16 protein-coding genes are annotated in these 13,466 nt (G+C 74.4%); 8 read left to right on the top strand and 8 right to left on the bottom strand.

The window, feature by feature from the left end:
• Positions 1-46: 46 nt before the first annotated feature.
• A complete protein-coding gene (locus tag ABD345_RS14745) occupies positions 47-895 on the top strand; it encodes a PHP domain-containing protein (RefSeq protein WP_344552516.1) in 849 nt (282 codons plus the stop codon).
• 57 nt (positions 896-952) lie between these two features.
• On the opposite strand, the gene ABD345_RS14740 is transcribed toward ABD345_RS14745, so the two are convergent.
• Positions 953-1,597 (bottom strand): suppressor of fused domain protein, encoded by a 645-nt coding sequence (locus ABD345_RS14740; protein WP_344552515.1) that lies wholly within the window; start codon positions 1,595-1,597, stop codon positions 953-955.
• A gap of 496 nt (positions 1,598-2,093) precedes the next feature.
• Here ABD345_RS14740 and ABD345_RS14735 point away from each other — a divergent pair, with 496 nt between their 5' ends.
• Positions 2,094-3,209 (top strand): magnesium and cobalt transport protein CorA, encoded by a 1,116-nt coding sequence (locus ABD345_RS14735; protein ID WP_344552514.1) that lies wholly within the window; start codon positions 2,094-2,096, stop codon positions 3,207-3,209.
• A gap of 67 nt (positions 3,210-3,276) precedes the next feature.
• Here ABD345_RS14735 and ABD345_RS14730 read toward each other — a convergent pair whose 3' ends face one another.
• On the bottom strand, positions 3,277-4,197 hold the full coding sequence (locus tag ABD345_RS14730; protein WP_344552513.1) for a DMT family transporter: 921 nt from the start codon (positions 4,195-4,197) through the stop codon (positions 3,277-3,279).
• A 154-nt stretch (positions 4,198-4,351) separates the two neighbouring features.
• Between ABD345_RS14730 and ABD345_RS14725 the strand changes: the two genes are divergently transcribed.
• The 4 genes from ABD345_RS14725 (at position 4,352) to ABD345_RS14710 (ending at position 8,338) form a co-directional block, all read left to right on the top strand.
• A complete protein-coding gene (locus tag ABD345_RS14725) occupies positions 4,352-4,885 on the top strand; it encodes a pyridoxamine 5'-phosphate oxidase family protein (protein WP_344552512.1) in 534 nt (177 codons plus the stop codon).
• A 267-nt stretch (positions 4,886-5,152) separates the two neighbouring features.
• The gene (locus tag ABD345_RS14720; RefSeq protein ID WP_344552511.1) at positions 5,153-6,499 is read left to right on the top strand and encodes a magnesium transporter MgtE N-terminal domain-containing protein; all 1,347 of its coding nucleotides are present in this window, start codon (positions 5,153-5,155) and stop codon (positions 6,497-6,499) included.
• Complete coding sequence (locus tag ABD345_RS14715) at positions 6,489-7,121, top strand: DUF1003 domain-containing protein (RefSeq protein WP_344552510.1); 633 nt, start codon at positions 6,489-6,491, stop codon at positions 7,119-7,121. Before ABD345_RS14720 ends, ABD345_RS14715 begins: the two co-directional genes overlap by 11 nt.
• A gap of 56 nt (positions 7,122-7,177) precedes the next feature.
• On the top strand, positions 7,178-8,338 hold the full coding sequence (locus ABD345_RS14710) for an Mrp/NBP35 family ATP-binding protein (protein ID WP_344552509.1): 1,161 nt from the start codon (positions 7,178-7,180) through the stop codon (positions 8,336-8,338).
• A 62-nt stretch (positions 8,339-8,400) separates the two neighbouring features.
• On the opposite strand, the gene ABD345_RS14705 is transcribed toward ABD345_RS14710, so the two are convergent.
• Complete coding sequence (locus ABD345_RS14705) at positions 8,401-8,634, bottom strand: hypothetical protein (protein ID WP_344552507.1); 234 nt, start codon at positions 8,632-8,634, stop codon at positions 8,401-8,403.
• Positions 8,635-8,724: 90 nt separating this feature from the next.
• Here ABD345_RS14705 and ABD345_RS14700 point away from each other — a divergent pair, with 90 nt between their 5' ends.
• Positions 8,725-8,973: a hypothetical protein gene (locus ABD345_RS14700; RefSeq protein WP_344552506.1), complete on the top strand. Its 249-nt coding sequence runs from the start codon at positions 8,725-8,727 to the stop codon at positions 8,971-8,973.
• 9 nt (positions 8,974-8,982) lie between these two features.
• Here the strand turns inward: ABD345_RS14700 and ABD345_RS14695 are convergent, their stop codons facing one another.
• The 4 genes from ABD345_RS14695 to sigE form a co-directional block, all read right to left on the bottom strand.
• Positions 8,983-9,672, bottom strand: coding sequence for a hypothetical protein (locus ABD345_RS14695; protein WP_380274526.1), 690 nt, complete (start codon positions 9,670-9,672; stop codon positions 8,983-8,985).
• Positions 9,673-9,853: 181 nt separating this feature from the next.
• The gene (locus ABD345_RS14690; RefSeq protein ID WP_344552504.1) at positions 9,854-10,279 is read right to left on the bottom strand and encodes a sec-independent translocase; all 426 of its coding nucleotides are present in this window, start codon (positions 10,277-10,279) and stop codon (positions 9,854-9,856) included.
• Between the two features lie 132 nt (positions 10,280-10,411).
• Positions 10,412-11,290: an anti-sigma factor family protein gene (locus ABD345_RS14685; RefSeq protein WP_344552503.1), complete on the bottom strand. Its 879-nt coding sequence runs from the start codon at positions 11,288-11,290 to the stop codon at positions 10,412-10,414.
• Positions 11,287-11,994 carry an RNA polymerase sigma factor SigE gene (gene sigE, locus ABD345_RS14680; protein WP_078914669.1) on the bottom strand — a complete coding sequence of 236 codons (708 nt, stop codon included), beginning with the start codon at positions 11,992-11,994 and terminating at the stop codon, positions 11,287-11,289. The genes ABD345_RS14685 and sigE overlap by 4 nt, the downstream gene beginning before the upstream one ends.
• A gap of 247 nt (positions 11,995-12,241) precedes the next feature.
• Here sigE and ABD345_RS14675 point away from each other — a divergent pair, with 247 nt between their 5' ends.
• Complete coding sequence (locus ABD345_RS14675; RefSeq protein ID WP_380274521.1) at positions 12,242-12,916, top strand: O-methyltransferase; 675 nt, start codon at positions 12,242-12,244, stop codon at positions 12,914-12,916.
• Positions 12,917-13,073: 157 nt separating this feature from the next.
• Here ABD345_RS14675 and ABD345_RS14670 read toward each other — a convergent pair whose 3' ends face one another.
• Positions 13,074-13,241 carry a DUF3117 domain-containing protein gene (locus ABD345_RS14670; RefSeq protein WP_014137929.1) on the bottom strand — a complete coding sequence of 56 codons (168 nt, stop codon included), beginning with the start codon at positions 13,239-13,241 and terminating at the stop codon, positions 13,074-13,076.
• Positions 13,242-13,466: the final 225 nt, after the last annotated feature.

The following is a 13,466-nucleotide window of genomic DNA, read 5'->3' as shown; positions in this document are numbered from 1 at the left end:
CGTCCGCTGCCCCGGCGGCCGGGCGGGCTTCCCTATCCTGGGCGGCATGCGCATCGATCTGCACGCCCACAGCAACGCCTCCGACGGCACCGACTCCCCGGCCGAACTGGTCGCCAACGCGGTCGCGGCCGGGCTGGACGTGGTGGCGCTGACCGACCACGACACGGTGGCCGGGCACGCCGAGGCGGCGGCCGCGGTGGCCGGGACGGGGTTGGTGCTGGTGCCGGGCGCGGAGCTGTCCTGCCAGGTGGGCGGCATCAGCATGCACCTGCTGGCGTACCTGTTCGACCCGGCGGAGCCGGCCTTCGCGGCCGAGCGGGAGCTGGTGCGCACCGACCGGTTCCGGCGCGGGCGGGCGATCGTGGAGCGCTGCCGGGAGCTGGGGGCGCCGATCAGTTGGGAGCAGGTGCGGCGGATCGCGGGCGACGGTTCGGTGGGGCGCCCGCACATCGCCTCGGCGCTGGTGGAGGCGGGCGTGGTGGCGAGCGTCTCGGACGCGTTCACGCCCGAGTGGCTGGCCAACGGCGGGCGGGCGGACGTCCGCAAGCACGAGACCGACCCGGTGGCGGCGGTCCGGCTGGTGCGGGCGGCGGGCGGGGTGCCGGTGTTCGCGCACCCGGGGGCGGTGAAGCGCGGGCGGACGGTGTCGGACGCGGTGATCGCCGAGCTGGCGGCGGCCGGGCTGGGCGGGCTGGAGGTCGACCACACCGACCACGACGAGGAGACCCGGGCCCGGCTGCGCGGCCTGGCGGCCGAGCTGGGGCTGTTCACCACCGGCTCCAGCGACTACCACGGCAGCCGCAAGACCGTCCGGCTGGGCGAGCACACCACCGACCCGGCCGCGTACGAGGAGCTGCTGGCGCAGGCGAAGGGGGCCGAGCCGATCACCGGCTGACCCCGCCCGCCCGCTCGGCCCCCGCCCGCCGACCGCCCGGCCGACGGCCCGTTCCGGTCAGTCCAGCGGGACGCCGCGGCGGCCGGGGTCGCGCAGGTCGGTGCCGTGCTTCAGCCAGCGCTCCTGGAGGGCCTCGGCGCCCTGGACGCGCTTGAAGGCGGCTTCGTTGGGGGTCATCGGCAGCAGCGGCAGGAAGCGCACCGGGTCGGCCGGTTCGGGCAGTTCGAGGTCCTCGACCAGGCCGCCGGGCTCGGCGGCCAGCACCGAGGTGAACGGGGCGCCGGTCCACAGCGGGGAGCCCAGGTCGAGCGAGCCGCCGGGGGCCACCACCAGGCCCTCGACCTGCGGGCTGGCGGCGAACACGGCGAGCGCCCTGTGCGCCTCGTCGCGGCCGCCGCGCACGGTCAGCACCAGTTCGGCGCGCGGGCCGCGCACCGGGTCGGCGACCGGGGAGGTCGGGTCGGCCATCGGGGCGGCGGCCATGCCGAGCGTCGCGTACCGGACCAGGCCGTCGGCGTCGGGGCCGAACCGCAGCACCTCGATCCGGTCCGCGCCGACGAAGGTGACCGCGGCCCGGCCGGTGGGTTCGCCGAAGGTGCCGGTCAGCCGGGCCTCGACCAGGGTGAGGACGGTCTGCCGGGTCGGGCCGGCGTCGCCGCCCGGGTGCGGGAAGTCGCCGAAGTGAGGGAAGTCGTGCGCCATGCCGCGACCTTAGACCGCCCGGCGGGCGGAGGGCGGCGCCGCGTGCCGGTGACCGTCGCCCGGGCGGTCCTGGCGCGGGCCCGCCGCGTCGATCCTTGGCGCGAGCTTTACCCGGCGGACGACGAATGCCGGGCGCGGCACCGGGAAGAGCTGTTAATGTGAGCGGTCGGCCTTGTGAACGCGAACCAGGGCCGCGACGGCCCCCGCGCGGGCCCCGGCGTGGAGGAGGTGGTCACGATGGACAGCAGTCGACCATGCAGTACCGGCAGCTCTCTCCGGCCCACCCCTGCCCGCCGCCCCCGCGGCTGACCAGGGTCACCCCGCAGCGTCGCGCGCGGCCGAGAGAGCACCTTCCCCGGGTCTGATCCGACGAAACCCGCCCAGCGAACGGCTTTCTGACACTTCCTCAGCCCGGCGTGTCCACCGGTGTTTTCCGCCGTCGCGCTCCCCCGGCACGTCCCGGGGCGCGCCGGTCCGGCCCTAGGGAGCCCGCGCCATGTCGATGATGCACAACCTGCGCGCCGCCGTCGTCCGTCCAGCCCGCCGCCGGGTCAGCGACTCGTTCGAGCCGCTGCCCGGCGACACCCCGTCCGCGGTGGTGGACTGCGCCGTCTACCAGCAGGGCAAGCGGGCCGCCGAGACGTGCAGCCCGCGCGAGGCCGCCCGCCAGGTGAAGGCGGCACACCAGCTGGGACCGGGTTCGTTCAGCTGGATCGGGCTGCACGAGCCGACCGAGGCCGAGTTCGAGGGCATCGCCCAGCGCTTCGGCCTGCACCCGCTGGCCGTGGAGGACGCGGTGCACGCGCACCAGCGGCCCAAGGTCGAGCGGTACGACGGCATGCTGTTCGCGGTGTTCAAGACCGTCCGGTACGTCGAGCACGAGCAGCTCACCCCGACCAGCGAGGTGGTCGAGACCGGCGAGCTGATGGTCTTCGCCGGCCCGGACTTCGTGATCACCGTCCGGCACGGCGCGCACTCCTCGCTGCGCGAGCTGCGCCACCGGCTGGAGGCCGACTCCGAGGGCACCGGCCTGCTCGCCAAGGGGCCGGCCGCGGTGCTGCACGCCATCGCCGACCACGTGGTGGACAACTACCTGCTGGTCGCCGACCGCCTGCAGAACGACGTGGACGAGATCGAGTACGACGTGTTCGCCAACAAGGGCGGCCGCGGCACCGACGTCGGCCGGGTGTACCAGCTCAAGCGCGAGGTGCTGGAGTTCAAGCGGGCGGTCACCCCGCTGCTGCGGCCGATGCTGCAACTGGCCGAGCCCACCGCGCGGCTGGTCGACCTCGACATGCAGAAGTACTTCCGGGACGTCGCCGACCACCTGGCCCGGGTCAGCGAGCAGGTGCACGGCTTCGACGAGCTGCTGAACTCGCTGCTGCAGGCCAACCTGGCGCAGGTCTCGGTCGCCCAGAACGAGGACATGCGCAAGATCACCGCCTGGGCCGCGATCTTCGCCGTCCCCACCATGATCACCGGCGTGTACGGGATGAACTTCGAGCACATGCCGGAGCTGAAGTCGACGTACGGCTACCCGACGGTGCTCGGCGCGATCGTGGTGATCTGCGTCGGCATGTACCGGGGCTTCCGCCGCAACGGCTGGCTCTGACGGCCGCCCACCGGGCGGGGCGCCGCCGGGCGGGGCGTGAGCGGGCGGGGTGCCGGCGGGCGGGGCGTCAGCGGCGCTCCGCCCGGGCCACCAGCACCAGGCCCAGCAGGATCAGCCCCACCGCCGGGTAGGCGGCCGCCGGCGGCCACTGGCCCAGCCACACCGCGGCGATCAGCGCCGCGCCCGGGGTCTCCAGCAGGATCGCCGTCGAGGTGATCGACGGGCCCAGGGTGCGCACCACCCGGTTGCTCAGCGAGTGGCCGAGCAGCTGCGCCGACACCATCAGCAGGAAGATCTGCCACCACGCCCCGGCCGACCAGCCGCTCAGCCGGACGCCGGTCAGCAGGCAGACCGCCAGCAGCGCGACCGCGCAGGTCGCGTAGCAGACCAGGGTGTACGCGGTGGTCGACACGGTGCGCCGCACCTCCGCGCCCAGCAGCATGTACCCGGCCGCGGCGGCGCCCGCCGCCAGCGCCAGGCCGTCGCCCAGCAGCGCGCGGGCGGAGACCGACAGGTCGACGCCGGTCAGCACCAGCACGCCCGCGAACGCCACCCCCGTGCCGATCCACACCAGCCGCGGCGCCCGCACCCCGAACAGCCGCATCAGCAGGATCGTCCACAGCGGGGTGGTGGTCACCAGCGCCGTCGCCGACGCCACCGAGGTCATCCGCAGGCTCGGCATCCACAGCGCGAAGTGCAGCGCCAGCAGCAGGCCCGCCGCCGCCGCCAGCGCCAGCGCCCGCCGCGGGATGCCGCGCAGCTCGGCCCGGTGCCGCCACAGCGCGTACGGGCCGAGCACCGCCACCGACATGCCGTTGCGCCAGAACGCGATCGCCAGCGCGGGCGCGGCCGTCGCGCTGATCAGCGGCGCGGACAGCGAGATGCCCGCGACCGACACCGCCAGCAGCAGCAGGTCGGTGCGCGGCAGTTGCCGTCCTTCCCCGAGCGCCGGGGGTGCGGCGGGGGCGGTGGTGCTGACGGCGGTCACGGCGCTCCTTCGGGCAGTGCTTCGCGCGGTGGGCGGGGCCACGGGACTACAGGACTGTGGACGGCATATACGGTAAGGGCTGTTCCGGCGTTACGGCACTGTCGTCCGGGGGATGGGACCGGCCGTGGACACCCCAGGCCGTACGCTGTGCGGCATGGAGCGCACGACGACCCCGAGCCCGACCGACCTCCTCGACCGGGCCCTGGTGGAGGAAGCCGCCAAGAAGTCCGGTCTGCTCTGGGTCCAGCCCGCCGGGCAGCCGGCCGCCCGCCCGCTCTGGCACGCCTGGCACGACGGCGCGATCGTCGTGGTCGGCGACGGCTCCGAGCAGCCGCTGCACGGCCTCGCCGCGAGCGGCTCCGCCGCGGTGACCCTGCGCAGCAAGGACAAGTGGGGCCGCCTGGTCGCCCTCACCGCCGCCGTCACCCGCCTCGAACCCGGCACCCCCGCCTGGGACGGCGCCGTCGAGGAGCTCAAGGGCAAGCGCCTGAACGCCCCCGACACCGACACCATCGGCGAGCGCTGGGCCCGCGAGTGCCACGTCCTGCGCCTCACCCCCGACGACGCCCCCCTCGCCCCGCTCCCCGACGACACCCTGGCCGCCGCGCCGCTGCCCAGCCCGGCCACCACCCGGCAGCCGGCCCCGGCGGGGCTGCCCAGGCTGCTCTTCAAGAAGCGCAAGCGCTGAACGGAGCCGGGAGCGCGGAGAACTGCCGCGCCGGACCTGGCGCGGCCGGGGGCGCGGGGAACCGCGCGAGCGACCGAGCACCCGCCGCACGATCGCGAGCGGACGTCAACTCACCACCCACCCCGCGTCCTCGTCGGCGCCCGCCTCCGCCGCGCGCGGTTCCCCGCGCCCCTGAATGCACCATCCCGCCCGCGCCGACGCGTCTCCTTCCCCCCTCCGCCGCTAGATTTGGGGGGTTGTGTCCGTTTCCGCCGGAGGGAGTCGCGTATGGCGGGGCCAGGCAGCCGGGTCTTCATCTCCCACCTCGCCGGCGTCCCGGTGTTCGACCCGAACGGCGACCAGGTCGGCCGGGTCCGGGACGTGGTGGTCTCGCTGCGGCTGGGCGGGCGGCCGCCGCGGGTGCTGGGGCTGGTGGTGGAGGTGATCGGGCGGCGGCGGATCTTCCTGCCGATGACCCGGGTGACCAGCCTGGAGTCCGGGCAGGTGCTCTCCACCGGGCTGCTGAACATGCGCCGCTTCGAGCAGCGCCCGTCCGAGACGCTGGTGCTGGCCGAGTTGCTGGACCGCACGGTGACCCGGACCAAGACCGCCGACGAGGTGACCGTCCTGGACGTGGCGATGGTGCAGACCCGGCTGCGCGAGTGGGAGATCGACCGGGTCTTCGTGCAGGTCGGTCGGCCGAGCCGGCTGCGCAAGGCGAAGGGCGAGCAGCTGCTGCTGGACTGGTCGGCGGTGACCGGCTTCTCGCTGACCGAGGAGGGCCAGGGCGCGGCCAACCTGCTGGCCACCTTCGAGCAGTTGCGGCCCGCCGACCTGGCCAACGTCATGCACCACCTGTCGTCGAAGCGCCGGGCCGAGGTCGCCGCCGCGCTCGACGACGACCGGCTGGCCGACGTCCTGGAGGAGCTGCCCGAGGACGACCAGGTGGAGATCATCGGCAAGCTCAAGGAGGAACGCGCCGCCGACATCCTGGAGACCATGGACCCGGACGACGCCGCCGACCTGCTCTCCGAGCTCCCGGAGGCGGACGCCGAGCGCCTGCTGCGGCTGATGGAACCCGCCGAGGCCGAGGAGATGCGCCGCCTGCTCTCCTACGAGGAGGACACCGCGGGCGGCCTGATGACCACCGAGCCCATCGTGCTCGAACCGGACGCCTCGGTCGCCGAGGCCCTCGCCCGCGTCCGGGTCTCCGACACCAAGCCGGCGCTGGCCGCCCAGGTGTACGTGTGCCGCCCGCCGAACGAGACCCCGACCGGGACGTACCTGGGCACCGTGCACTTCCAGCGCCTGCTGCGCGAACCCCCGTACACCCTGGTCGGCTCGCTGGTCGACGACGACCTCGACCCGCTGCCGCCGAACACCCCGCTGCCGCTGATCACCTCCTACCTGGCCACCTACAACCTGGTGGCGGCGCCGGTGGTCGACGAGGACGACCACCTGCTGGGCACCGTCACCGTCGACGACGTGCTGGACCACCTGCTGCCGGACGACTGGCGCGAGGGCGCCGCGCACGGCATCGACACGGGAGCGGATCCCGGGACGGGCTCCGGGACGGGCTCCGGGACGGGCTCCGGGACGGGCTCCGGGACGGGCGAGGTGCACGATGGACGCTGATCGCAAGCGCCAGGGCGACGGCAGCCCGGGCCAGCGGATCCAGGGCGAGCTGCGCGAACTGCGGCAGCTGCGCGAACTTCGCGCCCGGGAGCAGCGCGGCCGCCGCGAGGAGCGGCCGTCCGCCTCCTCCGGCTCCCGCTCCCGGCTGGACCAGCCGCGCACCGGCCGGCCCGGGCTGATCCGGCTGCCGGCCTGGGACCCGGAGGCGTTCGGCAAGCTCTCCGAGCGGATCGCGCGCTTCCTGGGCACCGGGCGGTTCATCGTCTGGATGACGGTGGTGATCGTCGTCTGGGTGCTCTGGAACACCCTGCTGCCGGAGGCGGTGCACTTCGACAGCTACCCCTTCATCTTCCTCACCCTGGTGCTCTCCCTGCAGGCCTCGTACGCGGCCCCGCTGATCCTGCTCGCGCAGAACCGCCAGGACGACCGGGACCGGGTCAACATGGAGCAGGACCGGGCCCGCAGCGACCGCAACATCGCCGACACCGAGTACCTGACCCGGGAGGTCGCGGCGCTCCGCCAGGGCCTCGGCGAGGTCGCCACCCGGGACTTCGTCCGCTCCGAACTGCAGTCGCTGCTCAAGGAACTGGACGACCGCCGGGAGTCCGCCGACACGTTGTGACCCGCGGCACGCTACCGGCGAGTCGGGGGTGGGGCCCGGCGCCGTACCATCAACACATGGCCAACGAGACAGAGGTGGCGACCGGGGTGACGGAGCAGTCCGTCCGGGAAGCCCTGGCGAGCGTCCACGACCCGGAGATCAACCGCCCGATCACCGAGATCGGCATGGTGAAGTCCGTCGAGATCGGCGACGGCGGCGCGGTGAAGGTCGCGGTCTACCTCACCGTCTCCGGCTGCCCGATGCGCGAGACGATCACCCAGCGGGTCACCGACGCGGTGTCCGCGGTGCCGGGGGTCTCCTCCGTCTCCGTCGAGCTCGACGTGATGAGCGAGGAGCAGCGCCGCGAGCTCTCGCAGCTGCTGCGCGGCGGCGCCCCGGAGCGGGAGATCCCGTTCGCCAAGCCCGGCACCCTGACCCGGGTGTACGCGGTGGCCTCCGGCAAGGGCGGCGTCGGCAAGTCCTCGGTGACGGTCAACCTGGCGGCGGCACTGGCCGCGGACGGCCTGAAGGTCGCCGTGGTGGACGCCGACATCTACGGCCACAGCGTGCCCCGGATGCTGGGCGTCGAGGGCCGGCCCACCCAGGTCCAGGACATGATCATGCCGCCGTCGGCGAACGGCGTGAAGGTCATCTCGATCGGCATGTTCACCCCGGGCAACGCCCCGGTCGTGTGGCGCGGCCCGATGCTGCACCGCGCCCTCCAGCAGTTCCTCGCCGACGTCTACTGGGGCGACCTCGACGTCCTCCTGCTCGACCTGCCGCCCGGCACCGGCGACATCGCCATCTCGGTCGCGCAGCTCGTCCCGAACGCCGAGATCCTGATCGTCACCACCCCGCAGATGGCCGCCGCCGAGGTCGCCGAGCGGGCCGGCACGATCGCCCTGCAGACCCACCAGAAGATCGTCGGCGTGATCGAGAACATGTCGGGCATGCCCTGCCCGCACTGCGACGAGATGATCGACGTCTTCGGCACCGGCGGCGGCCAGACCGTCGCCGACGCCCTCACCCGCACCGTCGGCGCCACCGTCCCCGTCCTCGGCTCCATCCCGATCGACGTCCGCCTCCGCGAGGGCGGCGACGACGGCCGCCCGGTCGTCCTCTCCAACCCCGACTCCCCCGCCGGCGCCGCCCTGCGCACCATCGCCGGCAAGCTCTCCGGCCGCCAGCGCGGCCTCTCCGGCCTCTCGCTGGGCCTGACCCCGAAGAACAAGTTCTGACGGCCCACCAGCCAGCAGGACGAACGGCCCCGGGCACCGCGCCCGGGGCCGTTCGCGTGGGGTCACTCCGGGCGGCGGGCCGGGGGCGTCGAGGCGGTGACGGCCGCGGCCTGGGCGGCGGCGTGCTGGGTGGTGGGGCAGTGCGGGTGGGAGCGGATCGCGGCGGCGATCGCGAGCAGGGCTTCGACCTGGGCGACGGCGGCTGCCTCTTGGGCGCTGAACCTGCCGTTGTAGCGGCGGTGGCAGTCGGTCAGCAGTTGCCTGGCCGCGCTGACGTGGATGTCGTAGTTGTCCATCGTGCCGTCCCCCCTCGGGTCGTGTAGGGCTCACCGTAGCGGGCGCCGGGGCTGCGGAACCGGGAGGGTGGGCGCGGCTGTCCACAGGGTGTGGACGAGCGACGGAGTACGGGGTGCCTGGCGGCGGTGGTGCTGGGCCTGGGCCTGCTGCTGGTGCTGGCGGCGGGGGTGGCCGCCGCCCTGTCCGGCAGCCGCCGCGCCTGGGTCGCGGTGCTCGTGGTGGCCCTGCCGCTGCTGCTGCTCGGGGTCTGGCGGGCGACGGCGCTGGCCCCGATGCTGGAGTGCGGCGGCGGCTGGATCGAGCGGGCGGGGAACGGCTCGTACCGGTGCTACGGGTGAGGTACGGCGCTACCGCCCGTCGTACGCCGCCAGGTCGGTGACGGCGGTGAAGCCGACGCCGTACGCGGAGACCGAGCGGCCGTAGGCGCCGATCAGGACGCCGGGGGCCTCGCCGGCCAGCACCCAGCCGTGTTCGGACTCGCGGTAGCGGAAGGGCTGCGGGAGGCCGTTGACGGGGAGGGTGAGCGAGGACCAGGCGGGGCCCTCCAGGTCGTCGGCGAGGTCCCAGGCGAGGGCGGACTGCTGGTCGAGCCAGTTCTGCCGCAGGGCGCGGTCGAGGTTGCCGGGCCAGGTCGCGGCGAGCAGGCCGGCGCCGGCCAGCCAGGCGGCGGAGGAGGCGGAGGTGGCCTCCAGGGTGCCGGTGTTGTCGGCGCTGCGGCGGACGTCGCGGCGGGCGACGGTGACGACCACGGCGAAGCGGCGGGTGTCGCGGGCTTCGGGGCCGCGGGCGGGTTCGTCGCCGTGGCCGAGGGTGCCGTAGTCGGGGGCGCCGGTGTCGGCGGCGGCCCGCTGGCCGGTGCCGACCTGGCCGAGCCAGCGGCGCCCGGTCCAGCCCTCGTCGAGGCCGTACCAGGGGAAGTCGGCGGCGTGGTACCCGGCCAGCGGGTCGGCGGCGCGGCGGGCGGCGGGGGCGCCTGCCGTACGGTGCGTGACGTCCACTGCGGGCCTCTCCTCTGCTGTGCTCCCCGGGCGCTCCATGGTCGCGCACCCGGGCCCCCGCGTCCGGGAAAACCGGGCCGGACGCGGCCGGTCGTGACGGAGCCCACAGGGTCCGCCGTCCGGAGGGGCAGTGCACACGATAGCGGCGCGGACGGCGATGCCCCGCCTTGCCGGAGCAGGACGGGGCGTCGTCGGGGCGTCGCGGGGGGCGCGGGTCGGCTCAGGTGGCGTCGGGGTCGAACGGGGGGCGTTCGCCGACGCTCAGGGCCGGGCCGGGGTCGGCGGCGGCCTTGGCGAAGTCCACCGAGGCGGTGGGCGTCCGGGTGGCGCCGCCGGAGTCGCCGTTCAGCGCGGACTTGATGTCGACGCTGTCCTTGAGGTCCTTGAGCCCGAGCGGGTCGTTGCCGTCGCCGATCAGCTGCTTGCGGACGAAGGTCTTCGGGTTGAGGTCCTCGAAGTCGAAGTTCTGGAACTCCGGCCCGAGTTCGCTGCGGATGTCCTCCTTCGCGTTGTCCGCGAAGGAGCGGATCTTGCGAATGAAGCCCATCGTGTCCTGGATCAGCTTGGGGAGCTTGTCCGGGCCGAAGATCACGATGGCCATGACGATGATCGCCACGACCTCCAGTCCGCCTATGTCTCCGAACACCTGAACTCCCAGCACCCGACAACGCTGAATCAAGGGTAAACGCGGGCGGCCGTTCCCCCGGCCCCCGGAGGATGAAACCGTGGTAAAGACCACCCGGGTGACCGGCGTCGACGGCGTGCCGGTGAAGGCAGGCTAGCGCAGGAGTTGCCGCGGGTCACCGGTGGGCGGGGACGTCGCGTCCAGTTGGTAGCGGGTGCGCAGCGAGTACTCCTGCACGTCCACCTGCTGCTGGGCGTTCACCGGCTGCTGGGCGTTGACCGGGACGATCGCCCCGCCGACCGGGGTGACGCTGCTGGGCTGCCGTTCGGTGCCCTGGCCCGCGGTGACGCTGCCGACCCCGCCGAGGGTGACGGCGGCGACCGAGAACGCCCCGGCGGCGGCGAACACCAGCCGGCGGCCGCGGGCGGCGGGCGGCCGGGCGACGGGCGGCTCGCCGAGCGCGGCGGCCAGCGGGCGGGGCAGCGCGTCCGGGCGGCGGCGCGGGACGGTGGTGGGGCGGACGCCGAACAGGCCGGCCCGCGGGTCGATGCCGGGTATCGGCGCGTCCGCGCCGAGGGCGCCCCCGCCGAAGCCCGCGCCCCGGCCGAACGAGCCGCCGTTCAGCCGACTGCCGCCGAACACGCCGCCGGACCCCGACGGACCGTCAGGGCCCGGCTCTTCCTCGGGGAGCGCGGCGACCGCCATCAGTCTCGCCATCAGGGCCGCCGACGGGCCGGGCCCGGCGGCCTCGCTGAGGGCGCGCTTGACCGACCGGGACTGCTCGGCCTCGGCCAGGCAGTCCGGGCAGGTCGCCAGGTGGGCCTGGACCCGCTCGCGGGCGTCGTGGCCCAACTCGCCGTCCAGGTAGGCGGAGAGCCGGTCGCCCAGGTGGTGTTCCTCGGCCGGCGGCTCGACCGGGCGGACGGCCACCGGGCGCAGCTCGGCCCCGGCCGGGGCCGGCTCGGCGCGGCGCAGCGGCGCCCAGCGCGAGCGGCCGTTGGCGTCCGCGCGCTCGGGGGCGCGATCGCTCATGACCCCCTCCGGTCGCTGACGGCCTGCTCGGCGCCGACCGGCACGGGCTCGGCGGAACCGCCCCGGCGCGAACGGCCCGCGGCGGCGTTCGGCGCCCGGTGCTTGAGGGCGGCGCGCAGGTGCGAGCGGCCGCGGTGGATCCGGCTGCGGACGGTGCCGAGCTTCACGCCGAGCGTGGCGGCGATCTCCTCGTACGAGAGGCCCTCGATGTCGCAGAGCACCACGGCGGCCCGGAACTCCGGGGCGAGGGTGTCCAGCGCCTGCTGGACGTCCGCGTCGAAGTGGGTGTCGCTGAAGTGCTGGGCGGGGCTGGGCTCGCGGCTGGCCAGGCGCTCCGCCGCGTCCTCGGCGAGGGCGTCGAAGCGGATCCGCTGGCGGCGGCGCACCATGTCCAGGAACAGGTTGGTGGTGATCCGGTGCAGCCAGCCCTCGAAGGTGCCGGGGGTGTACGTGGACAGCGAGCGGAACACCCGGACGAAGACCTCCTGCGTGAGGTCCTCGGCGTCGTGCTGGTTGCCCGTCAGCCGGTACGCCAGGCGGTAGACGCGGGCGCTGTGCGCCTCGACGATCTCCTCCCAGCTGGGCGGCGTCCAGCTCTGCGCGTCGGGCCCCTCCGCGAAGGACGCGAGCGTGCCGGCGGCCCCGGCCACCGAGTCGTCGGCTGCGGTCGACTTGTCCAGGGGGGAGTGCACAGACTGGTTCATCACGGGCTTCGGCGTACGGATCGACGTGATGCCGCGGGAGTGCCGCTGCACAGGGACGTCGCCCTCGGCCACACCTCCTCGGTCGGCTCTTCTGCCCAGCAGAGCCACCACCATATCCACCTCACCCGTCAAGCCAGGATAAGAGCGGTCGAACAGCGGCCGCCCCGGGCGGTCCGGCCACCCGTAGCAGTTCAACGGCCAGCCGTCGAACGCGGTTCCCGGGCGGCCAGTAGTCTGTCGCTGGAATTTGTCGACTTGGGTCGGCAACGGCGCTCCGGAAGAGGCAGCCATCACCGAGTTCGGGCCCCAGCGAGCGGCCCTCGCCGACACCTACGTCGGCGAGGACGCGGTGCTGACCTACGCCCGGGCCCAGTCGGCCCGCACCGGCATACGCGCGATCGGCCCCAGCGGCGGCGCCGCCCTGCGCCTGCTCGCCGCCGCCCTCGACGCCAAGGCCGTGGTCGAGATCGGCACCGGCACCGGCGTCTCCGGCGTCTACCTGCTGCGCGGCATGCGCGCGGACGGGGTGCTCACCACCGTCGACTCCGAGCCGGTCCGCCAGCAGTACGCCCGCGAGGCGTACCTGGCCGCCGGGTTCACCGGCAACCGGGCCCGCTTCATCCCCGGCCGGGCCCGGGACGTGCTGCCGCGGCTCGCGGACGGCCAGTACGACCTGGTGTTCTGCGACGGGGACCCGGCGGACTCCGGGTTCCACCTCACCGAGGCGCTGCGGCTGCTGCGGCCGCGCGGCGTGGTCTGCTTCGAGGGCGTCTTCCAGGAGGGCCGGCTCGCCGAGCCCGAGCTCGACGACCCGCAGACCCGCGCGGTGCGCGACCTGGTCGCCGACATCCGGGAGAGCGACGTCCTGCTGCCCGCGCTGCTGCCGGTCTCGGACGGGCTGCTCTGCGCCGTCAAGCGCTGACCCGTCGCAGGGCGCGGGGACGCGGGCGCGGGACGCGGGTACGGACGCGGGCGCGGGTCGTTCCGCACGCGGAACGGGCCCGGCCCCGTAGCGGGGAACCGGGCCCGTCGAGCACCTCGCCGATCGCCGGGGAGATGCGGGGTCACCTGCCTGCAGGTCAGCCGCAGGCCTTCTTGAGGGCCTCGCCCAGAGCGTCCGCCTCGTCCGGCGTCAGCTCCACCACCAGGCGCCCGCCCCCTTCGAGCGGAACTCGCATGATGATGCCCCGCCCCTCTTTGGTGACCTCCAGCGGGCCGTCACCCGTCCGCGGCTTCATGGCCGCCATGCTCGTTCCCCTTCCTGCAACCGTTCAGGTACGCACCGGACAGTCCGTCCACCGCCGGTATCGAACGCATTGATCGGAAGCCATTATCCCGCATGCAACGGCTGGATGACCAACATCACTCTCTGCGCCAACCGCCCCCAACCTGCCACAAAGCGCCCATTACCTGCTGAAAGCCGCATCCCGCCGCACTCCGACACGCCTACCGAGGGTGTGACACCTCACACT

The sequence above is a fragment of the Kitasatospora saccharophila genome, from assembly GCF_039529925.1.
In the GTDB taxonomy this organism is placed as follows: Bacteria; Actinomycetota; Actinomycetes; order Streptomycetales; family Streptomycetaceae; genus Kitasatospora; species Kitasatospora saccharophila.
This window is presented reverse-complemented; position numbering and strand designations above follow the sequence as displayed.

Bases quoted from the DNA above. Each gene is read 5' to 3' on its own strand.
- ABD345_RS14745 (WP_344552516.1), top strand. From the start codon at position 47: ATGCGCATCGATCTGCACGCCCACAGCAACGCCTCCGACGGCACCGAC.
- ABD345_RS14740 (WP_344552515.1), bottom strand. From the start codon at position 1,597: ATGGCGCACGACTTCCCTCACTTCGGCGACTTCCCGCACCCGGGCGGC.
- ABD345_RS14735 (WP_344552514.1), top strand. From the start codon at position 2,094: ATGTCGATGATGCACAACCTGCGCGCCGCCGTCGTCCGTCCAGCCCGC.
- ABD345_RS14725 (WP_344552512.1), top strand. From the start codon at position 4,352: ATGGAGCGCACGACGACCCCGAGCCCGACCGACCTCCTCGACCGGGCC.
- ABD345_RS14720 (WP_344552511.1), top strand. From the start codon at position 5,153: ATGGCGGGGCCAGGCAGCCGGGTCTTCATCTCCCACCTCGCCGGCGTC.
- ABD345_RS14715 (WP_344552510.1), top strand. From the start codon at position 6,489: ATGGACGCTGATCGCAAGCGCCAGGGCGACGGCAGCCCGGGCCAGCGG.
- ABD345_RS14710 (WP_344552509.1), top strand. From the start codon at position 7,178: ATGGCCAACGAGACAGAGGTGGCGACCGGGGTGACGGAGCAGTCCGTC.
- ABD345_RS14705 (WP_344552507.1), bottom strand. From the start codon at position 8,634: ATGGACAACTACGACATCCACGTCAGCGCGGCCAGGCAACTGCTGACC.
- ABD345_RS14695 (WP_380274526.1), bottom strand. From the start codon at position 9,672: ATGGAGCGCCCGGGGAGCACAGCAGAGGAGAGGCCCGCAGTGGACGTC.
- ABD345_RS14685 (WP_344552503.1), bottom strand. From the start codon at position 11,290: ATGAGCGATCGCGCCCCCGAGCGCGCGGACGCCAACGGCCGCTCGCGC.
- sigE (WP_078914669.1), bottom strand. From the start codon at position 11,994: ATGAACCAGTCTGTGCACTCCCCCCTGGACAAGTCGACCGCAGCCGAC.
- ABD345_RS14670 (WP_014137929.1), bottom strand. From the start codon at position 13,241: ATGGCGGCCATGAAGCCGCGGACGGGTGACGGCCCGCTGGAGGTCACC.